The sequence below is a fragment of the Sphingobacterium sp. genome (genome assembly GCF_032065005.1).
Classification (GTDB): Bacteria; Bacteroidota; Bacteroidia; order Sphingobacteriales; family Sphingobacteriaceae; genus Sphingobacterium.
In genome coordinates, this window is the sequence record NZ_DAMBMM010000006.1 from 244521 (window position 1) to 266462 (window position 21942).

A 21942-nucleotide genomic window follows, 5' to 3' on the forward strand; every position below is an offset into this window, starting at 1 on the left:
ATGTAGAATTATTCTAAATAGCAAAATGACGCAATCAGAAAAAAATACTACGCAATCGGAAATTTTACCTGAAACAACCAATGGTATTTCTACCAATATGTTGGAATTAGGCACTTTAATGTATTTTACGGTACTCAAAGGCAGGCAAAAATTCAATTTCACTTCCCCTATTGATGGCTATTTAAATCTATTGTTACTAGAAGATTCTGCGAATTGTTCCATTCAAATCCAACAGGACAATTACCTGTTACAAGCGGGCGACAACATGTTGATCCATATGAATAAAGGTGACCTATTTGATTTGAAGAGCATCTGCCTAGACAACCGCATCCTTCTGATGTTAATCCCCAGTGATAAGCTCTTAGTCTTTCATGACAAGTACATTGCAGACCAAGAACGGTTTCAACATGGATTGCTCACCAAAGCGGATGGCAGGATTGCTCTTGCTTTGCAACAAATTTTCGATCTGTACGAAGCTGATTCCTATATCAATCAATTAAAGATCCAGTCCCTTTTACTGGAAGTCATTATCCATCAGGTGGAGAGCCTCTTTGTGGAAAATGAAAACAAGGAAATCATTGCCAATAAGAACCATTACGAAAAGATCCAAATGGCTAAAAAGCTAATTGATGAAGATCTTTCAAAAAATCATACGATTTCAGAATTGGCAAAATCAGTGGGCACCAATGAGCAATACCTAAAGAAACATTTCAAGCAGTTCTATGGCAAGACCATCATGAACTATATTACTGAAATGAAAATGGAACATGCGAAAAAGCTGATCCTGATGGGCAAATACCGTATTTCTGACGTGGCAAGGATGACAGGCTATAAACATTCCACCCATTTCACCACAGCCTTTAAAAAGTATTTTGGGATTATCCCCAACTCACTTCGATACACTTTCTTAGTGGCTCATGAAGGCGTACAGGCCATCCCCGAGTTGTTGAGCAACTTACCTATATTCTAAGAATTACTCCATCTATTTTATTAAATAAAAAAGCTGTTTACTTCATTGTAAACAGCTTTACTCTTTATAGATATTGGTTAGAATTTATAACTCAATGTACCGGTAAAACTTCTCGGTGGAATCGGGTTTACACTGTAGTTCTCATGCACGTAATAGTTAAAGGCATTTCCGATATTGCTGACCTTCCCTAAGATGCTCCAGTTTTTATAGGTATATCCAGCGGAGAAATCAAAGGTCGTAAATGGATCCACAGCGATCAGTCTGTTTACACCTTCTTTCTCATTTACTTTGCTGTTGTTCCATCCTGCGTTTCTCTTACCTGTATAGAATGTCGAGAACCCTAGTTTCAACCCTTTTAAACTTCCATTTTGAAGGGTATAGAATACAGTTCCATTTGCAGAATGCGCTGTCGTTCCTACCAAGCGGACTCCTTCAACATTTCCATTTTCATTAGTTTCCAAATAACGCATAAAGTTGTAACTATATCCCGCGATAACGTTCAGGCCTTCGGCAATTTTCCCGGTCAGATCTAGTTCAACACCATCAGAGGCCGTCTTTCCGGTAAATTCTTTCATGTTAGGATCCTTTACCGTACCATCAGCTTCAATGATGGTCTGTGCAAACTTATTGTTCTGAATTCTGTACCAGGTCAGGTTTGCAGATAGTCTGCCATTAAAGAAATCATTCTTAACACCAGCTTCGTACTGATCGATCAATGATGGACCCATAGGTTGGAAATTTACATCATATCCAGAGTTTGAAGTAAAGTTGTTCGCATAACTAGCATAGATGCTCATGGTCGATATAGGTTGATAGATCAAGGCCAACTTTGGTGACCATGCTTTATCTACCTTATTTCCCATATCTTCGCCATCCTTGCCTTTGTTAGGCGTTACTGTCGTTTCTCCAGTTGCATAGTCATACACCTCCGCATTCTTGGTTTTTTGATAGGTATATCGGATCCCCGCAAGGATTTTAAACTCCTTGGTCAAGGAAATCAAGTCTTGTGCAAATACTCCATAACGGTTGATATCGGTAGTGGTTCTTGTTTTCAGATCAACACCGGGCATATCGGAACGCATCATAGCGGTATATGGATTAAAAACATTGATGCTATCGTATGCCGTACTTGGTTTATTGTCCAATCCTGCCCCATAGATATTGAAAGCATAGTTTTTGGTATTGGATTGATCTGCATCAGCTCCTATTAAGATCTGATGTTTTATATTTCCCGTTTGGACATTTCCTTTCACGTTCAATTGTTGATTAAAACTTAGTTCATCTTGCTCGGTCCTATTTAAGGCGCGAGCGGCCATTCCTGTAGCTTTGGCTTGTATACGTTCAGATCCATAATAATCGCGACCATATTGTTGGTAACTTGCTATGGCCTGTAAATTCCAGCTATCTGAAAAGACATGCTCAAAATTGATCTGTCCATTCGAAGAATTGGTTTTATTGAATGCCCAAGGCGTATTGATAAAGGTATTTCTACCGACTTCCTTATTGATCTTTCCATCCACTGAACCTATTCCAAAATCAGGGGTATAATCTGATTTCAAGTAATCAAACATAAAGTTCAAACTGGAGTTCTCCGACATCTTATATAATAGGGAAGGATTGATATAATATCTCTTGCTTTCAACATAGTCCCTATAGCTTTCTGCATATTCTCCTGTTCCAACAACCCGAAAAGCTAGTTTGTCTGAAATCGGGCCATACACATCCACGATAGGCTTGTATTGATTATAACTTCCCATACGCATGGATACCTCACCACCATACTCAAATTTTGGTTTTTTTGTCACCAAGTTTACTACTGCCCCTCCAGTAACACCACCATATAGAATTGCGGCACTCCCCTTTAAAATCTCAACAGACTCTAAAGTACTGGCTTCAATGGATCCACCATTGTTCGTACGCGCACCGTTCTTAAAGATATTATTGGACCCTAGGCTATATCCTCGAGCAAAGAAATTCTCACTAACACCACCACGATTAGCCCCCATTGCAACCCCATTGGCATTCTTTAAGGCATCGCTCAACCTATTGATTTGCTGATCTTCGATCACTTGCGCATTGACAATCTGAACTGCTTGTGGTAGATCACGGTCTAGGATTCCAGCCTTTCCAACATTCAGGACTTTATCATTTAAAGAATTATATCCCGTTACTTCCACTTCTTGAATATTGTGATTGGCAGGCTTAATTACGATGGTACCCAGATTCGTGTTTGTTTCCTTTGGATTAACGAATACCGACTCCTTTACATATCCTACCCCAGTTACTTCCAGATTGAAGGTACCTGAATAAGGAACATATAATTCAAAGTGCCCATTCTCATCAGACATGGTAACTTTATCCTTGACCTTGATGTTCAGTCCGGAGATCGATTCATTGTTATTGCTACTAACTTTCCCTTTTACAGTCGTTTGAGCATTGGCGGCAGTGTAGATCGTAGTCGCTCCAAGCAGAGCAAATAGATATGATGTTTTCATGGTGTTTATTTGTACTGATTCTAAATAGTGCTGCAAAAGTAACGTCGGGGTAACATTAAAAAAATAAACAATCCGATAAAAACATTCACAATCCGAAATTTTTACCAAAAAAATAAGCTGTCCCTTTCGAGGACAGCTTATTTAATATCTATTTATACCTGGATTAGAATTTCCAACGAACAAAAGCTTCGATAGCCTCATAGTTCGCCAATCCTAATTGGTGATACAGTCCAGCTGTTTCGCTAGTACGATCTTCAGCACGAACCCAAAACTCTCTTGGATCATCTCCTGGGAATACAGGAAGATCTTTTTGAGATTGGTGTTTGAAGATTGCCAATCTTTTGCGTTTTACCTCTTGTGGAGAAAGTGGAACCGCCATTTCGATATCATGGATCGGATATTCGTGCCATGCACCTCTATATAACCATAACCAACAATCTTTAGTCCATTCGTCGGTTTCTCTCAAACGCAATAAAGCTTCAAGAATAATATCGAAACAAACTTTATGGGTACCATGTGGATCAGCAAAGTCACCGGCAGCAAAAACCTGTTGAGGTTTTACCTGGCGAAGCAATTCCATGGTTTGCTGAATATCATCTTCAAAATCGATCTCTTTAGAGAATTTACCGCGATCATAGAACGGAAGGTCCATAAAGTGGATATTCTCATCAGGAAGCCCTACAAAACGAGCTCCAGCGATCGCTTCACCCTTACGGATAAGTCCTTTGATCGTTCTAATGATTTCAGGGTCTACTTGATTAGGCTTTTTAACTTTAAAGAATTCACGAGCCTCATCATAGATCTTACGTGTTACGCCATTATCATCTTCCACGACTACCGCATAGTCCTGAACGAATTCCAAATAACGTAATACATCATCGTCCCAAACAGCGGTATTACCAGAAGTCTGATAAGCCACATGTACATTATGACCTTGATCAGCCAAACGAATGAAAGTACCTCCCATAGAAATCACATCATCATCAGGATGCGGAGAGAATAAGATTACGTTCTTTTGAGCTGGTTCAGCTCTTTCAGGGCGGTTAGAATCATCAACGCCTGGTTTACCACCTGGCCAACCGGTAATGGTACGTTGTAATTCATTGAAAATACGGATGTTGATGCTATAAGCAGTACCTTGCTCAGTAATCAATTGAGCCATACCATTATTGTTATAGTCGTCATCGGTCAGTTTCAGGATAGCTTTATCCAAATGCAAGGAAAGCCAAACAACTGCTTTTTTAACTAATTTGTCTGTCCATACCACATCATGCGCCAACCAAGGAAGGTTAAAGCGGGTCAAGGCTGAAGCAGCATCTTCATCCAAAACAAACTCAACATGATCAGACATCTGAAGATAAGTCGCAGGAATATCAGAAGAAATTTCACCTTCAACCGCTTTCTTCACGATTTCAGCTTTCTTCTCGTTCCATGCCATCAATACAATTTCCTTGGCTTTGAAAATCGTACCTACACCCATGGTAATCGCTTTTGTTGGTACATTTTCCTTACCACCGAAGTCGCGTGAAGCATCTCTTCTTGTAAGGTCATCTAAGGTGACCAAGCGAGTACCTGAGTTTGGCGCAGACCCTGGCTCATTGAAACCAATGTGTCCTGTACGACCAATACCCAATAATTGGATATCTAAACCTCCTAAGCCGGAGATTTTCTGTTCATAGCCTTCACAGAAAGCCTGAACCTTGTCTTCTGCAAGTGTTCCATCAGGAATGTTGATGTTCTCCTTTGGAATATCAACATGATTGAACAAATGCTTGTTCATGAATGCTACATAACTTTGTTCTGCAGTCGGAAGCATCGGGTAGTACTCATCCAAGTTGAAAGTAACAACGTTTTGGAAGCTCAATCCCTCTTCCTTGTGCATTCTCACAAGTTCTTTGTAGACTTTTACAGGCGTTGCTCCGGTCGCTAGACCCAAAACTGCCTTTTCCCCTTTTGCATGCTTATCTTTAATGATAGCAGCGATGCGCTCAGCAACTTTAACAGAAGCTTCGTCTTGAGAGGGGTATACCGTTACTGGAACTTTCTCAAAGCGGGTTTCCTCTAATAAATTTAATCTTGCCATTTAAATTGAAAAATACCTTAGTGAGCCTCAAATTTAACAATTTATAAGGCTGTACGTGCATAAAATGCAAATCTTTTTGATTTTATAACCCTTTTCAACGAAAATCACAGCTACAGCAATTATTTTAATCAATAATTATTAATGCAGACCGTTATTTATTTATTAATATAATTTTAAATAATTGCCTCTATCTATGAGAATTTTACAAAAAATAATCTACTTGTTTGGTAGATTATTGATAATTTTGGAAATCATAATTCACAAAATGAAGAAATTAATATTATTAATAGCATTTATACCAAGTCTTTTGTTCGCACAAACGAAGGAAGAACTTATTGCACAAGTAAAGGCAAATCCCAAGGAGGTCAGCTCCATCCGCCTAATCCAAAGGGTGGGCGGCTATTTCCCAGAATACCAGGAATTAGCCGATCTGTTCAAGACCCTGGATAAAAAAGTTAAGAAATCCACCGAAGGAAAGATCTTTGACCGCTATTTGGATGCCCTAAAAAATACCCTGCCTGGCAAAAAATCGCCAAGCATCACCCAATTTGATCTAGCAGGTGAACCTTATTCCCTATCGGATCTCAAGGGCAAATATGTACTCATTGATTTTTGGGCCTCTTGGTGTCCTCCCTGCCGTGAAGAAAACCCTAAGTTGGTCAAGACTTACGCAGAATTCAAGGATAAAAACTTCGAAATCTTAGGCGTATCATTCGACAAGGAATTTGAACCTTGGGCAAAAGCTGTAAAAGATGACAACCTGACTTGGAAGCATGTTTCCGATCTGCAGGGCTGGAACAACTCAGCAAGCTTAGCTTATGGCGTGAAAGCCATCCCTCAAAATATCTTGGTGGATCCCGAAGGAAAAGTGGTAGCACGAAACCTGCATGGAGAAGAGCTCAACAATAAACTCAGGGAGATCCTGAAGTAATAAAAAAGGATTCAAGTTATGGCTTGAATCCTTTTTTTATGTCTTAACTATTGTTTTAGTCTAACTTATACGCCACAACGCTATTGTTCAAAAAGGTCGGAACATACAGGATTTTCTCTTTTTGGTTATATCCTAAATCCGCAGTTTTCATCTTATCCCTAACATCCAACAGTTCAGTTACCGTTCCGTTTGCTGCGATATGATAGATTAATCCTCCCCAACAAGTCACTAAATAACTGCCATCACCAACAGGCTCTAAACCATCACCACCCAATTGCAACCCTTTAGCCACAACAGTATGGTTTTTATTGGCGTCAATTTTCCATAATTCAGGACCTGCCATCGCATACAGAACACCATCAATAACACGAAGGCCATTGACATCCTTTACATCTTTCATGAAAAGGGATGGTTTATTATTATGGATCAGGTGAATCTCTCCCTTCCTGGTATCAGAAACATAGACCTTTCCATTGTTGTCCACAGTGACATCATTCAAGAACTGTGCATCAGGGACCTTAATTTGGTTGATGACATTTCCGGTAATCATGTCGATCACCACGACTTCATCAATATCAGCAACATAAAGCAAGTCTTTATGCATGGCCAATCCTTTTGGTGCATTCAGCCCTTGCACCCAAGTCGCATCCTTTAGACTTCCATCCAAATTCAAAATGGCCACCCCGCCCTTTCCATCCTTTGCGACGCCATCTCCATCTATCAATGAAACGTACAAAGCGGATTTCTCTGGCGAATATAATACCGATTCAGGGGTAGGTAGCTGTTCCTTAGACTCCCAAAGTTGAGTCAATTTCGTTTGACTAAAGCCCAGTTGTGAGCAAAAGACTATCAATGTAATTAATAAGGTAGTTTTCATATTCAATGCTTGTGTTTATCCTTTTATTATAAATATAACATTTTTAATAGCTTTTTGTTAGCTTTTTGCGCAGAATTACTTATTTTCAAGCTCTGTCAATTCTAAACTTAAAATCTAACAATTATAGCGTATGAAACCATTCTTGGATGAAAATTTTCTTTTGCAAAGCCGAGTGGCAGAAGAGCTGTACCATGACTATGCAAAAGATCTACCTATTATAGATTATCATAATCACTTGCCACCAAACGAAGTCGCTGCCAATAAACAATTTTCAAACATCACTGAAATTTGGTTACATGGCGACCATTACAAATGGAGAGCTATGCGTGCAAATGGGGTCGACGAAAAATTTATTACAGGTGCCGCAAGTGACCAAGAAAAGTTTCAAAAATGGGCCGAAACCGTCCCTTACACGTTAAGAAACCCTTTATACCATTGGACCCATCTCGAATTGCAGCGATATTTTGGCATAAATGACCTCTTATCTGCCGACAATGCTGATGCTGTGTTCGAAAAAGCCAACCAAGATTTGGCAAATCCCAATATGTCGGTCCATGGATTATTGGAACAGATGAAAGTGGAGACCATCTGTACCACAGATGACCCCATCGACTCCTTGGAATTCCATCAGGCTTATGCCAAAAACCCAGGAAAATTTGATATGTACCCGGCCTTTCGACCTGATAAGGCCATGAGTCCGGAGAACGGAGAAGCTTTCAACCAATATGTAAACCGACTAGGAGAGGTTGCCAACAGCGATATCAATAATCTGCAAGATTACCTCGACGCCGTAAAATCTCGACATGATTTCTTTGCCCAGAACGGCTGTTGCGTTTCTGACCATGGCTTGAGCCATCTGTATGCAGAGGATTTTACAGAGACTGAAATCTCCAATATCTTCACAAAAGTTAGACAGGGCAATGATTTAACCCTTGAGGAAATCAATAAATTTAAATCCGCATTATTGCTCCATTTTGCAGAATGGGACCACGAAAAGAATTGGGTTCAGCAATTCCACGTAGGGGCATTCCGCAACACAAACTCCGGCTCCTTGAAAAAACTGGGGCCTGATACCGGATTTGACAGTATCGGTGATTATTCCCAAGGCTTGGGCCTAGTGAAATTTTTGGACCGCTTGGCTGCCAAAGAAAAATTAGGCAAAACGATCCTATACAATCTGAATGCCTCCGACAATGACCTGTTCGCTGCAATGTGTGGCAATTTCAATGATGGAACTATAGCGGGCAAGATACAGTATGGATCAGCATGGTGGTACCATGACCAAAAAGACGGGATGACAAAACAGATCAATAGCCTTTCAAACATTGGGTTGATCAGCCGGTTTGTAGGGATGTTGACCGACTCCCGTAGTTTCCTGTCATTCCCAAGACATGAATATTTTAGAAGGTTACTCTGCAATATTTTCGCAGAGGATATCGTCAATGGTGAATTACCACATGATATGAAATGGATTGGCAAGATCGTACAGGACATCTGTTATTACAATGCCAAGGCTTATTTCCCTTTCAAGAAACAAGGTTAGATCAGGATTTTTCCAGATTCAACCATTTTGGAACAGGTGGAGCTTCATAGGCCTCCATTTGTTCCAACAAATCTTCGATCTTGTCCGAATACATGATCATCCTTTGGTTTTCCTCTTTCAACAGTCCCGTATCCACCATATGTTGGATAAATGCAATCAAATGATCATAAAAGCCATCTACATTGAGGATACCGATAGGTTTTTTATGCAAGCCCAACTGGCCCCAGGTCGTCATTTCAAACAACTCCTCCAACGTTCCAAAACCACCGGGAAGCGCAATGACCGCATCACATAAGGCGTTCATCTTCGCCTTTCTCTCATGCATGGTGTCTACCTCGATCAACTGCGTAATCTCACTATGACCAATCTCCTTACTGTTCAAAAACTGAGGAATTACCCCAATAACCTGACCTCCGTTTTCCATGACCGCATCCGCAACCGCTCCCATCAAGCCAACTCGACCACCACCATAGACCAAGGTTATCCCACGGTCCACAAAAACTTTCCCAACTTCCTGCGCAGCTTTCACAAAAGTCCCATCAAAGCCCGGACTCGAAGCACAAAAAACAACGATTTGATTTAGTTTCATGGAACAAAAATAGTATTTAGTAGCTAGTATTTAGTATTTAGACAATTTTTCTGAGTAGTATTTAGGGCTTAGTATTTAGTAGCTAGTATTTAGTATTAAGACTGATTTTCAGGGAAGTATTTAGGGATTAGTATTTAGTAGCTAGTATTTAGTATTAAGACTGATTTTCAGGGAAGTATTTAGGGATTAGTATTTAGTAGCTAGTATTTAGTATTTAGATTGATTTTATTGCGTATTAAGTTGGAGTTGGGCTAGTAGCCCCAGGTCTAAATACTTAATACTAAATACTAAATACTACCAAAAAAACCAAGGCCCCAGACTGGGAGTCTAGGACCTCATTAACTAAACATTGAAACAAAGTTCTTTATTAGTTGCCTACTCTGTCTTTTTCCTCGTTTCTCGAGTCACTTTTTCGGATCTGTTGTTTTAGGTTTCCGAATTTGTAAGTGAAAGTAAGGCGTACTGTTTGATTGTCATGGTACTGACGGATCCTCGATTGAAACTCGTGGAAGTCAGTGGACAAGTTATTTCTATTGCTACGGAACACATCGGTTATTGCCAATTTCAATGAGCTTTTCTGGTCTTTGAAGTTATAGTTAGCCCCGATATCTCCTGAAACCCTTCCATGTATCTTAAACAGGTTATAAACAAAAGGAGTATTCCCATTGATGGATGCTTCTAATGACCACTGTGGGTTCAACTTGAAGCTATTGAAACTGTTTGCCTGTACGAAGAACGAACCATTATCCACTTCATGTCCTGCAATCGGTCCCTTGAAGTGCATATAGATACCGGTAATATTGTTGTTCATGGTCCAGATCTTGCCAATTCTGAATGGCAGGTTCAAGTTCAAATAAGAGGTCAAGGATTTACCAAGGTTCTCTCTGGTCACCCAGGTTGTATTCGTAACGGAATCCTGGCCCATACTCTCCACCATCGCATCATTGGTAATATCGGTACCCAATGTGAAGTTGAACATCTTCATCATGGTATAGTTCAATGTAAATCCATGTGTATACTGCGGGTTGATATAAGGGTTACCCTGTTGATAGGTTAACTTATCAATATAATACCTGAACGGATTCAAGAAACGATAATTGGGACGGGTGATTTTCTTGGCATAGCCTAAAGAGAAAATATGATTCTCACTCAGGTTATAACCGATATTTGCAGATGGGAAAAAATCCAGATAATCACGTTTTACCCGATCATTATTGGTCACCGAATTACCATCAGAAATGGTGTATTCTGCACGCAGACCAACCTTCGCAGTCCATTTTCCAAAAGGACGGCTATAATCTAGATATCCAGCAGAGATTTGCTCTGTATAGATAAAGTGGTTAGACTTATTGGCCACATTTTCCCAAGTATCCCCATTCAATTGATCGAAAACCATATTATTGTCCGATTTCACATTACTGTATTTCACACCGGCCTCTAGACTTCCTTTTTTGAATGGCTTTACGTAATCCAATTTACCCACATAGATATCGATATCCGTTGGCATATTGCTTCGCTCATGCTCTTCTGGTTTATAAAGCTCACCATCCAATTTTTCAGTCCTATAGGTATAGTTCATGTTCGAACGGTTCTCAAAGGTACTCCAGTCAAGGTCTAAAGTCAATTTCTGACCCAAGGTGTCCATCTTAAATTCGTTGTTGAAGTTTAGGGACATCCTGTCCAAACTCATCTTATTAAAGGATGGCGACCTCAAAACAGAGTCAATACTTGTCGGAGTAAAGCCAATATCCGTTCTACTTCTGTTTTCAGAATCTTCTGAATATTTGTTTCCAGACAACTGAAGCATCATCGTATTACGCTCAGATGTCTTCTGCTCAATACCTAACCTATAGTTATGGTTGTTGTTGTCCTCGATCATCGACGCATTCTGATCAAAAAATGTGGTTTTGTTACCCCCGCTGATCTCACGCATGATCTGGATCTCATTCTCCTCTTTATTGTTGGTGTAAGCATAGGAACCAAATAAGGTGGTATTGTTCTTTTTATAGTTCAGGTTCAAGGAGCTGTTTCCTCTGAAATGCTTACCATGGGCCGCACTCGCCACAAATGATCCATTGAAACCTTCGGTTCTGTTCTTTTTCAGCACGATATTGATGGTACCTACCGCACCTTCCGCATCGTCTTTAGCAGACCTTGTTGTAGTCACCTCTACGCTTTTGATCTGGCCGGCATCGGTAGACTTTAAGAAGTTCGTCAATTGCTCTCCGGTCATAAAGGTCTGTCTGCCATCAATAGTGACATTTACCCCTTGCTGACCCATCAATTGCAAATTATCATCCTTATCCACACTAACCCCAGGCGCACGCTTTACCACTTCCAAGGCATTGTTACCGGCCGCCAATGTAGAATTCTCTACATTCAACACCAATTTGCCATTTACATTCTGGACCATTGGTAATTGTCCTTGAACGGTAACAGCCTCAATCGCTTGGCTGCTTGTCCCCATCACAATATCCTCTACTTCATAGGTTTTATCGCCTAATTCAAAGACTGCAGATTTGCCCTTGCTGTAGCCTACTGAACTTACTTCGATATAATAGGATCCTTTCGGTGCTTTGATGATGGTATAAACCCCATTTTCATCTGTAACCGCACTCTTGATCAATACATTCGCTGTCGAGGACATTAAATATACCGATGCCGAGGCTAATGGTTGTTTGTCCTGGTTCAGGACCCGCCCCTTGATATCTGTATCCTGCGCCTCTGGGCTGGCTATAGCTTTGCTAGCTACTGCCGCCAAAAAGAGGATCAGTATGGTAATTATTCTTCCCATTTTCTTAGGTATTAATGTAATTTTGATTAGTTTTTTATGTTAGTATTCTATTGCCCCTTATGCATTATTCTCTTCTGAAGACGATTCTTCTTCATCAGAGGTTGCTTTCTTTTCTTCTTTTTTTGTCTTTTCTAATTCTTCTTCAGCTTTCTTCTTAAGCTCTTCTGCTTCCTTGGCTTTCTCCTCTTCTAATTTTAAGATGCATTTCAAGCCATTTTTCGTCATGATCCACTCAGAAAATTTTGATTCTTCTTTTCCGTGACATTCATTAGCCCATATATCGCGTACTTTCCACTCCATATTCTTGTTCAATAGGACCTTTGTCCCAACTGGCAAGTAAAGGTTCATTCTCACATGTTGATCACGGATCAATTGCTTGTCCTCCAATGCAAAATGACTATCGAACATCAGGTTCTCCGCATTTTGGTTGACCTTATAGGCTATCTTGGACGCCCTTGCCGATGCCGCTGCATAAGAAGATCCTTTTGCGATATAGTTATATTGAATATATGGTGTCTTCAACGAGTCAATCGACTCAATGTGAACAGAAATATCATTGCGCAAGTAATTTCCAATCAACATCCCACCCTTTTCCGGATTGATTTTATTCTTGTTAAAGTCCTCATCGGAAGCTTTGATGACGCGAACATCATTCTCTGAAATCACATAGGTGTCTTTTTTATCCAGCGTCTTCTCTACGGAAATGGTGCTCTCTTCCACAAAATCTTGATTGGTCACAACCACGAAGTACAAAATCATGACGATAGATACAATCCAAGCCGCCAATAAGGACATACTTGCATAGTTGTTCATTGGCTTTGTCTTAAAGACAACACGCAATAACAGGAAGAACAGGGCCAATAACGGGATGATGATAGCAAGGGTTCCCGCTAAGATGGCAAACAATGCTGAAGCAGGGTCTAACACCTCAAGAGGAGGGAAAAACATCGGGTTTTGGTAGCCCATGATATTCAACACGTTGAATACAAAGAACACAAAGAGACCGATGATACTCAGGCCTGCCCAGATCAACACCAACACGGCTAAGATTTTTCCAATGACCGAGAAAAAAGATCCTAAAGAGTCTCCAACCGAACGAGCTCCTCGACTAATATGCTCGCCGGCTCCCGAAAAATTTTCGCGAACTCCTTTCATTTCTTCATCGAAAGACTTCTTGAAATTGTGCAGGTTGGCCTGTTCACCACGCATCGCCAATTTATCGGCACGTGTCACTGCCTTCGGCATTACTGCCCAAAGCACGAAGTACAATAGCACTCCTGATCCACCGAATAAGAAGAACAAAATAAAGATGATCCTTACCCACTTCGCTTCAATATTGAAATAATGCGATAATCCACTACAAACCCCGCTCAGCACCTTGTCGTCCATGTCACGCATTAACTTCTTCGAAGTCAGGTATTCTGTGAAACTAGGATCAGCTGCTTGCTCATGCCCAGGTTCTTGCTCAGCTTGTGGCTCAGATTGGAAGTTGCCCGCAGGATCAGCCTGATCTGCAAAAGCAGCCCTTGGTTCGTTTTCTACCCGTGGCTCATCGCCAATTTCAGATTCAAAGTCACTTACCCTTCCCATTTGCGCAATGACCTGATCGACATCCTCACGGTTGATCACTTCTTTGCGACCTGTTTGGATACGTTCAGAAAACATTTCCGCAATACGGTTCTCAATGTCTTCAAGAATCTCTCGGCTATCTTCAGAATTCCCGAAGTGCCTTTTGATTTCGATCATATAGGACCGAAGGATTTCATATGCATCTTCCTCGATATGAAAGACGATACTGTTTATATTGATGATTATTGTTTTGTTCATGACTGTATTTAGTTAATGGTATAGTTAAATTTCTCTGTTCTCTAAGGATGTTTGCACCGCAAAGACCAATTCTTTCCAAGTAACATCCAATCGTTTCAATACTTCCATCCCCTCGGAAGTAATCTGGTAATATTTTCTTGGTGGACCTGAAGTAGACTCCTTCCAGATGTAACTTAATAGACCGTTATTCTTCAATCTGGTAAGTAATGGATATAGTGTTCCCTCAACCACCAACAATTCAGCTTTTTTTAATTCGCTGATAATGTCTGAGGCATATATTTCTCCCCGAGAAATAATTGAAAGAATACAGTATTCCAGTATTCCTTTCCTCATTTGGGTTTGTGTATTTTCAGCTATCATAACAATACAAAGATATATCCTTTGGATGGTACTTTGCAATACATAGTACTATATTTTTTCATAATACCATTATAATCAATTGATTTACAGTGCAATAATTTTTATTCAAAATATCCAACAGCTTGTTGGAAGACAAAAAAAATGATGCAAAAGCTTTTTAATCTGACATTTAAATACGATTTTTATCAACAATGAATTGGATAATAAACTATGCATGGGCAATTATTTGGGCCATTATCATGATGCTCCTCTTATTGTTGCCCGCGAATGACTTTCCAACGGAAGGTTTTTTTCAAGGATTTGACAAGCTGGTCCATACCGGTAGCTTCTATTTATTGACTACATTAATCCTATTTGGGAGAGTGGTCGATACCAAAAGAAGAGCTACAAAAGTTAAAACCTTTATCATCGTTTTCTGTGTCGCATCTTTCTTCGCTTTCTTTACCGAAGGAGCCCAGATGTATTTTACCCAAACCAGACAAGCTGATTGGTGGGATATTTTCGCCGATTATGTAGGAATTGGAATGGCTCTTTTTAGCTATCTGTTATTATACAATAGAAAGTTTCAATATTCCTGATCCTGAAGCGTCCGTGGTCTGGCCTTGCAATAAGCAGATTTAGGCCCGACCGATGCTGACAATATAAATCTTACAATGTGGAATGGCGCTAATCAATGCTTCTGCAGCAGCCGCCATGGTCGCGCCGGTAGTCAATACATCGTCTACCAAAAGGATATGCCTAGCAGCCCATTGTTCTCCATTTTTACAATAAAAGGAATCTGCAACATTGCCTATACGGTCTGATCGGTACATCTTGGTCTGACTTTTTTGATATCTCCCACGATGTAGCAATCGAGAAATCACCGGAACATCCATACCCAGCGACAAACCTGCGGCAATGCATTCACTTTGGTTATACCCCCGTTTCAGCATTCTTTTAGGATGGAGCGGAACCGGCACGATCATATCAATGTTTGCAAAGAAAGGAGATTCCCGTAAGCTCGTTCCATACTTCATCCCCAAATATTTTCCCACTTGAGGGTGGTTATTATACTTCAGGTTATAGATCAATTTTTCAACAATGGAGCCCGATCGCAAATGCAGCATGCAGGTAGCAAATTCGAAAGGAAACTTCCCTTTCAGCAATTGCATGGCTTCATTGTTGGAATCCATATGGAAAGCTGTATAAGGAAGATGATATAAACAGGAAGTACAGATAATCTCTTCTTGTGCTATCAAGCCCGTGTTACAACCCATGCACAACTCTGGATAAAATAGATGGAGAAACGAACGCCAGTACTGGAGCATTTCAAGCAGTTAAGAGCTTAAAAATAAATCCCTTCCATTAAAAAATAACTACAATCAGGTTAAGAATTCATTACACTTTCACTTCTTATCATAAATCAACAGTTAAGAACAATTCAGGTTGTATTTTTGTAGACTAATATAAGAAAGGAAAAACAGATGGAATTAGGAATAGGCATGTTTGGGGACTTGCAAATTGACTCTCAAACTGGGAAAATACAAGCGCCTCAACAAAGGCTACAGGAAATAATAGAAGAAATCAAATTGATGGATGAAGTGGGTGTTGATTTCTTTGGAATGGGTGAACACCACCGTGCAGATTACGCCGTTGCAGCACCTGAAATTGTGCTTGCTGCAGCAGCAACCGTGACCAAAAGGATCAAATTAGGATCAGCAGTTTCTGTATTGAGCTCGTCTGACCCTGTCAAACTATATCAGGATTTTGCAACCGTGGACTTGATTTCAAACGGTAGGGCAGAAATCATGGCCGGACGTGGGTCTTTCATTGAGTCATTCCCTCTTTTTGGATATGACTTAAAGGACTACAGCTCGCTGTTTGAGGAAAAACTGGATCTTCTGCTTCGCATCAACAACTCACAGAACGTCAACTGGACCGGTAAACACCGTGCCAGCTTGATCAATCAAAGTATCTACCCAAGAGCGGTCAATGATAAATTACCGATCTGGATTGCTGTAGGTGGTACAACCGAATCTGTAATCCGTGCAGGTAGATTGGGCTTACCGGTCATGTTTGCCATTATTGGCGGCTCGCCGATCAATTTCAAACCTCTTTTTGAAATCTACGAGCAAGCCTATCAGGATAATGGTCACGACATGAGCAAATATCAGGTCGGTGTACACATGCACTCTTTCTTTGGAGAGAACTCTAAAGAAATCGCAGATTGGTATTACCCGTATTATTCTGCACAGATGAACCGAATCGGAGCATCAAGAGGATGGCCTCCATACCAAAGAACGCAATATGACTATGGTCGTTCTAACCACGGACACCTGATCGTGGCCGATGTCAATGAATCCGTTGACAAAATCTTGCAGATCCAAGAAACCTTTGGGTTGACCAGGTTCTCTGCACATACCGATGTGGGTAGCCCAGATCACAGTAAAATGATGAAAGCCATTGAACTTTATGGAAACCAAATCATTCCAAAAGTGAAAGCTGCATTGAAATAAACTATTGTTGAAACAAATAAAAAAAGGGCCATGGCCCTTTTTTTATTTGTTTCAATTTATGGAATTTCCAAACTTCCTGCATCACCGTATAAACTTACAATATGAAAAGAAACCATTTATGGCTTCTCCTTATGCTAGTAGCAATGGGAGCATGCTCAAATAAACAGAGAGAATCTCAAGCTAACCCTGCGAATGTAGAAATTGTAACCCTTGAAGATAACATACCTGCTCCAGAAGCCAGAATGTTGAAAGGTACTTCCGCTGATAGAAATGAAGCAGCACAAAACGAGCCACTTCAGAATCAACAAAATTCAAAATCCAAGATCATCCGTACAGGGAACATATCCCTAGAATCCAAAAAAATTGAGCAAAGCAAAGCCAATCTGGATGCGCTGTTAAAAAAACACAATGCTTATTACGAACAAGAAATCACAAACAACAACAATGATTTCACCTCCTATAACCTCAGCATCCGTGTCCCAGCAAATGCCTTTGACCAATTCTTGAATGAACTGGAAAAAGGAGAGGATAAAGTAACCGAGAAAAACATCAGTGCAAGAGATGTTTCTATTGAATACTATGATATAGAGTCAAGGCTAAAAAGCAAAAGAGCATTCCTTGAACGCTATCAGAATATGGTCAGCAATGCGAAAAGTGTAAAGGACCTTCTTGAAATCCAAGAACAGATCAGACAATTGCAGGAAGATATTGAGAGTAGTGAAGCGACCATGCGTAATCTGAGCAATCAGGTAAACTATAGCACCATCACCATCAATCTTTTTGAATACCAAGCTAATCTCCCAATGGGCAGTAATTCTTTTTGGGTTAAAATCAAGGATTCATTGATTTTTGGCTGGAATATGATCCAAACCATAGCTTTAGGCATTATCAGTTTATGGCCAGTTTGGACTATTGTTATCGTAGTGGTATGGGCAATCCAAAGGATCAGAAAAAACAGAAAAGCAAAAAGAATTAATCCACAAGGCTAATTGAGCTACAATCTTTCCTGTCCATGATCAGGAAACTTGCAGAAAAAGCTTTTTGGCGGATATAGGAAGCTAGATCCAGGTCCCTTTGAGAAATGGGAATGATCCTTTGGATATTTCTCTTTTCCAAGAATACCAAAAAAGCTTTTTCTGCATTTACACTGCTTAAATACCCAGGGATTTCCAGACCTGTTTCTTCTTTGATCTGATCACTGTAATGATAGGGAGCCAAGATCATCAAGCTGTCCCAAGGAAAACAGTTCATCTGCTGCAGGTCAATAATCCCTTCGGATACATTCCGCCTAAATTCTTTCTTAAATTCACGAATACAAAAATTGGTTCTCACCTGCTCACAAGACAGGAAAAAGACGGGAACAATGCACATCAAAACCCTGATAATCTTTCCTTTATCCATCAGCCAATAATTATAGTTTCAATAATAAAGAATCAGGAATAAATCAGCGAATCAAAGAAAAGAGATAACAAATTGATAATGATAATTTATTGCACAATCCCTTGATTAGCCCTACAAGAATATTATTACTTCTAGCTTATAATTTTTGATGTATCTTTGTAACGTGGAAAAAGCAGTAAAAACGGTAGATATCAGGAGCTTGAGTTTAGCTCAATTAAAGGATGCACTTGTTGAAATGGGTGAGCAGGGTTTTCGTGCCAAGCAGATTTACGAATGGCTATGGCAAAAATCCTGTACTGATTTCGATGAAATGAGCAACCTGAGCAAGTCATTGCGCGAAACCCTGAAGACCAATTTTACCATCAACGCCGTTAAGGTAAAACAATCCCAGATAAGCTCGGATAAAACCATAAAAAGTACCTTCAGTTTATACGACAATAACGTAATTGAAGGGGTCTTGATCCCTGCAGATGACCGCATGACGGCCTGCGTGAGTTCTCAGGTGGGCTGTAGCTTAACCTGTAAATTCTGTGCTACCGGTTATATGGACCGTAAGAGAAACCTGAATGCCGATGAGATCTATGATCAAGTCGTCCTGATCGCAAAACAGGCGGAAGAAAAATATGGACATCCATTGACCAATATCGTCTATATGGGCATGGGTGAGCCTTTGTTGAACTACAGCAACATGATGAAATCTGTGGATCGCATCACTTCTCCTGATGGACTGAATATGGCGGCGAAACGAATTACGGTATCCACTGCCGGAATCGCCAAAATGATCAAGAAATTAGGTGACGATGAAGTTCGCTTTAATCTGGCCCTTTCACTGCACGCGGCAAACGATGATAAAAGGAATGAAATCATGCCGATCAACGAACAGAACTCATTGGCAGCTCTGGCTGAGGCATTGAAGTATTTCTATGCTAAAACAAAGAGTCCGATCACCTTCGAATACATTGTTTTCCATAATTTTAATGATGAGTTACAGGATGCCAAAGAGTTGGCAAAATTCTGCAAGAATGTACCTTGTAAAGTTAATATCATCGAATATAACCCAATCGCATTGGCAGATTTCGTGAATGCAGAAGCGGATAAGATCGATCAGTTTGCCACTTACCTGCGTGGCCAAGGTGTGATCACCAATGTGCGCAGAAGTAGAGGAAAAGATATTGATGCGGCCTGTGGTCAATTGGCCATCAAGGATAAAGATAAAGAAGCCAGCGAGGCATAAAAATAGAAAAAGGCATTTCTTTCGAAATGCCTTTTTTAATATCCTTATTTATCCGTGGATCTGCTCCTTCTTTCCGTAGGATTGGATAAGATTCCCCTCAAATTCCAACCATTCTTTCCAACGCTTATCCACATCCACATCTTTTGTGTATTTCTTTGCAAAATTCAGGAAGGTGGTATAGTGGTTCGCCTCCGAAACCATAAGATCATGATAGAACTTCGCCAGATCCTGATCCTTGATATTCTTGGACAATACCCTGAAACGTTCACAGCTCCTTGCTTCGATCATCGCAGCAAACAATAGCCTATCGATAAAAGCTTGGTTTCTGGAACCATCCTTCTTGGCAAATTTCATCAATTGCCCAACATAATCATCCTTCCTTTCGCGGCCTAGTTCATAACCACGCTCCTTGATGATATCGATCACCATCTTGAAATGCTCCATCTCTTCAATGGCTATGGCAGTCAGCTCATGCACCAGATCCTCAAGTTCTGAATTCTGGGTAATCAATGAAATGGCATTCGAAGCCGCCTTCTGTTCACACCAGGCATGATCCGTCAAGATCTCTTCCAAATTAGATTCCGCGATATTGGCCCATCTTGGGTCTGTCAAAAGTTTAAGTCCTAACATAGCATTGAAAATTTCCACAAAGGTAATGAAAACAAAATCATCCCCCTAAATACATGAAATAATGCTAATTTGCAGAATGGGAAAAAGAATGCTTATCATCGGTTTGGTATGGCCTGAACCGACCTCCTCTGCGGCAGGTTGGCGAATGCTGCAACTCATCGATCTATTTAATTCCCAAGGATTTGAAATCACCTTTGCCTCAGCGGCCAGTAAATCTGAACATAGCTTTCCCCTAAATACCAAAGCTGTAGACGAGGTTGAGATCCAACTGAACGACTCCTCCTTTGATGAATTTATAAAAGATCTAAATCCCGACTTTGTTCTTTTCGACCGTTTCATGATCGAAGAACAATATAGCTGGCGGGTGGCACAGGCATGTCCCCATGCCATACGCATTTTGGATACCGAAGACCTGCATTTCGTTAGGCAAGCACGCCAAGAAGCCTACAAAAAAGGGTTAGATTTCAACAATGATATGCTCTATTCCGACCTAGCCAAGCGCGAATTGACCGCCATTTACCGCTCGGATCTCAGTCTGATCATATCCGAATATGAAATGGAACTCCTTCAGGAAGAGTTCGCCATCAATCCCCAAATTTTAAGCTATCTACCTTTCCAGATCCAACATCAAGAACAGGAACGAATAAGATTTGAGGATCGGGAGCATTTTACCTTTATCGGCAATTTCCTGCATGAACCCAACTGGAAAACTGTTCAACGCATCAAGGAAATCTGGCCTTCGATTCGAAAACAGCTGCCTAAAGCAGAAATGCATATCTATGGGGCCTACCCCAGCGATAAGGTTTGGCAACTCAACCAGCCAAAGCAAGGCTTCCGTATTATGGGAAGGGCCGAGCATGCAATTGATACCCTAAAAAAATACCGCATTTTATTGGCTCCAATACCTTTTGGAGCCGGATTGAAAGGCAAATTTATCGATGCATTGTTTGCCGGTATTCCATCCATCAGTAGCAAGGTCGGCGCTGAAGCCATGTTCAAGGATCAGCAATGGCCGGGATATATTGCAGATGCAACCGAAGAAATTGTTGACAAAGCCGTCTCACTGTACCAAGACCAGCATGCCTGGGAAAGTGCAGCAAATAGATCACAGCAGATTTTGGAATCCTTGATCGATCCACACTGGGGTAAAGACTTCATATCCGAACTTGAAAGAATCCAACGAGCACCCGATTCCCACCGTCGAAAAAACATGATCGGCCAGATCCTCTGGTCTAATCAATTCCTTTCCAGCAAGTACCTATCCCAGTGGATTGAAGAAAAGAACAGGAAATAAGATCCGCCGCCGCTATGCCAGTGGGGTTTGAACCAGGATGCAAAGGATAAGAGGATGGACCAAGATCAGGGAATGAACCAGGATGGAAAGGATGGGAGGATGGACCAAGATTATCTTCCCCCTAGGAAGGTATCCATTTTTCGTAGGGGCGTTTCGCAAACGCCCGCCTCATACAATTCTAAATTAACATCAGCCTGCAGGCTGAATGAAACTCAACACGAAATTCATTAAACACAATATGTTCAATAAAAAACCCATAGGGGTTTCATTTTTTTAGTATTGGCGTACAGGTCTTCTTTCTGCAAAAGTTCGTATTGGCGTACAGGTCCATTACCTTCGGTAAAGAATGACAGGCAGTTTGGGGGGAGAACCGTACAGATTCCTCACTGATCGTTCAGAATAAAAATGCGCTAAAGAGG

General features: G+C 40.7%; 18 protein-coding genes. 8 read left to right on the forward strand and 10 right to left on the reverse strand.

Features of this window, described 5'->3' with window-relative positions; translation table 11 throughout:
• The first annotated feature begins 25 nt into the window (after nucleotides 1–25).
• A complete protein-coding gene (locus tag RT138_RS11960; RefSeq protein WP_313190865.1) occupies nucleotides 26–970 on the forward strand; it encodes an AraC family transcriptional regulator in 945 nt (314 codons plus the stop codon).
• Nucleotides 971–1047: 77 nt separating this feature from the next.
• On the opposite strand, the gene RT138_RS11965 is transcribed toward RT138_RS11960, so the two are convergent.
• Nucleotides 1048–3465, reverse strand: a complete 2418-nt coding sequence (locus RT138_RS11965; RefSeq protein WP_313190866.1) for a TonB-dependent siderophore receptor — start codon at nucleotides 3463–3465, stop codon at nucleotides 1048–1050.
• A gap of 163 nt (nucleotides 3466–3628) precedes the next feature.
• Entirely contained in the window at nucleotides 3629–5548 is a 1920-nt protein-coding gene (gene nagB / locus RT138_RS11970) for a glucosamine-6-phosphate deaminase (protein ID WP_313190867.1), read from the reverse strand.
• 265 nt (nucleotides 5549–5813) lie between these two features.
• Here nagB and RT138_RS11975 point away from each other — a divergent pair, with 265 nt between their 5' ends.
• The gene (locus tag RT138_RS11975; RefSeq protein WP_313190868.1) at nucleotides 5814–6479 is read left to right on the forward strand and encodes a TlpA disulfide reductase family protein; all 666 of its coding nucleotides are present in this window, start codon (nucleotides 5814–5816) and stop codon (nucleotides 6477–6479) included.
• Nucleotides 6480–6534: 55 nt separating this feature from the next.
• Here RT138_RS11975 and RT138_RS11980 read toward each other — a convergent pair whose 3' ends face one another.
• Nucleotides 6535–7356, reverse strand: coding sequence for an SMP-30/gluconolactonase/LRE family protein (locus RT138_RS11980; RefSeq protein WP_185215770.1), 822 nt, complete (start codon nucleotides 7354–7356; stop codon nucleotides 6535–6537).
• Between the two features lie 130 nt (nucleotides 7357–7486).
• Here RT138_RS11980 and uxaC point away from each other — a divergent pair, with 130 nt between their 5' ends.
• The gene (gene uxaC / locus RT138_RS11985; RefSeq protein WP_313190869.1) at nucleotides 7487–8899 is read left to right on the forward strand and encodes a glucuronate isomerase; all 1413 of its coding nucleotides are present in this window, start codon (nucleotides 7487–7489) and stop codon (nucleotides 8897–8899) included.
• A 1-nt stretch (nucleotide 8900) separates the two neighbouring features.
• Here the strand turns inward: uxaC and RT138_RS11990 are convergent, their stop codons facing one another.
• The 4 genes from RT138_RS11990 to RT138_RS12005 all read right to left on the reverse strand — a co-directional run bounded on the left by RT138_RS11990 (nucleotide 8901) and on the right by RT138_RS12005 (nucleotide 14469).
• Nucleotides 8901–9488 (reverse strand): TIGR00730 family Rossman fold protein, encoded by a 588-nt coding sequence (locus RT138_RS11990; RefSeq protein WP_313190870.1) that lies wholly within the window; start codon nucleotides 9486–9488, stop codon nucleotides 8901–8903.
• 367 nt (nucleotides 9489–9855) lie between these two features.
• A complete protein-coding gene (locus RT138_RS11995; RefSeq protein WP_313190871.1) occupies nucleotides 9856–12282 on the reverse strand; it encodes a TonB-dependent receptor domain-containing protein in 2427 nt (808 codons plus the stop codon).
• Between the two features lie 57 nt (nucleotides 12283–12339).
• Entirely contained in the window at nucleotides 12340–14109 is a 1770-nt protein-coding gene (locus tag RT138_RS12000; protein WP_313190872.1) for a PspC domain-containing protein, read from the reverse strand.
• A gap of 24 nt (nucleotides 14110–14133) precedes the next feature.
• Nucleotides 14134–14469, reverse strand: a complete 336-nt coding sequence (locus RT138_RS12005; protein ID WP_313190873.1) for a PadR family transcriptional regulator — start codon at nucleotides 14467–14469, stop codon at nucleotides 14134–14136.
• 191 nt (nucleotides 14470–14660) lie between these two features.
• Between RT138_RS12005 and RT138_RS12010 the strand changes: the two genes are divergently transcribed.
• Nucleotides 14661–15047, forward strand: a complete 387-nt coding sequence (locus RT138_RS12010) for a VanZ family protein (protein ID WP_313190874.1) — start codon at nucleotides 14661–14663, stop codon at nucleotides 15045–15047.
• 39 nt (nucleotides 15048–15086) lie between these two features.
• On the opposite strand, the gene RT138_RS12015 is transcribed toward RT138_RS12010, so the two are convergent.
• Nucleotides 15087–15725 carry a phosphoribosyltransferase family protein gene (locus RT138_RS12015; RefSeq protein WP_313190875.1) on the reverse strand — a complete coding sequence of 213 codons (639 nt, stop codon included), beginning with the start codon at nucleotides 15723–15725 and terminating at the stop codon, nucleotides 15087–15089.
• 207 nt (nucleotides 15726–15932) lie between these two features.
• Here RT138_RS12015 and RT138_RS12020 point away from each other — a divergent pair, with 207 nt between their 5' ends.
• Together RT138_RS12020 and RT138_RS12025 are read left to right on the forward strand one after the other, a co-directional pair.
• The gene (locus tag RT138_RS12020; RefSeq protein ID WP_313190876.1) at nucleotides 15933–16964 is read left to right on the forward strand and encodes an LLM class flavin-dependent oxidoreductase; all 1032 of its coding nucleotides are present in this window, start codon (nucleotides 15933–15935) and stop codon (nucleotides 16962–16964) included.
• Nucleotides 16965–17065: 101 nt separating this feature from the next.
• The gene (locus RT138_RS12025) at nucleotides 17066–17953 is read left to right on the forward strand and encodes a DUF4349 domain-containing protein (protein ID WP_313190877.1); all 888 of its coding nucleotides are present in this window, start codon (nucleotides 17066–17068) and stop codon (nucleotides 17951–17953) included.
• Here the strand turns inward: RT138_RS12025 and RT138_RS12030 are convergent.
• Nucleotides 17937–18365, reverse strand: coding sequence for a hypothetical protein (locus RT138_RS12030; RefSeq protein ID WP_313190878.1), 429 nt, complete (start codon nucleotides 18363–18365; stop codon nucleotides 17937–17939). The two genes, RT138_RS12025 and RT138_RS12030, sit on opposite strands and share 17 nt — an antisense overlap.
• 148 nt (nucleotides 18366–18513) lie before the next feature.
• Here RT138_RS12030 and rlmN point away from each other — a divergent pair, with 148 nt between their 5' ends.
• A complete protein-coding gene (gene rlmN, locus RT138_RS12035; RefSeq protein ID WP_313190879.1) occupies nucleotides 18514–19599 on the forward strand; it encodes a 23S rRNA (adenine(2503)-C(2))-methyltransferase RlmN in 1086 nt (361 codons plus the stop codon).
• Nucleotides 19600–19647: 48 nt separating this feature from the next.
• Here the strand turns inward: rlmN and RT138_RS12040 are convergent, their stop codons facing one another.
• A complete protein-coding gene (locus tag RT138_RS12040) occupies nucleotides 19648–20229 on the reverse strand; it encodes a tRNA-(ms[2]io[6]A)-hydroxylase (RefSeq protein WP_093100108.1) in 582 nt (193 codons plus the stop codon).
• Between the two features lie 76 nt (nucleotides 20230–20305).
• Between RT138_RS12040 and RT138_RS12045 the strand changes: the two genes are divergently transcribed.
• Nucleotides 20306–21523 carry a glycosyltransferase gene (locus RT138_RS12045; RefSeq protein WP_313190880.1) on the forward strand — a complete coding sequence of 406 codons (1218 nt, stop codon included), beginning with the start codon at nucleotides 20306–20308 and terminating at the stop codon, nucleotides 21521–21523.
• Nucleotides 21524–21942: the final 419 nt, after the last annotated feature.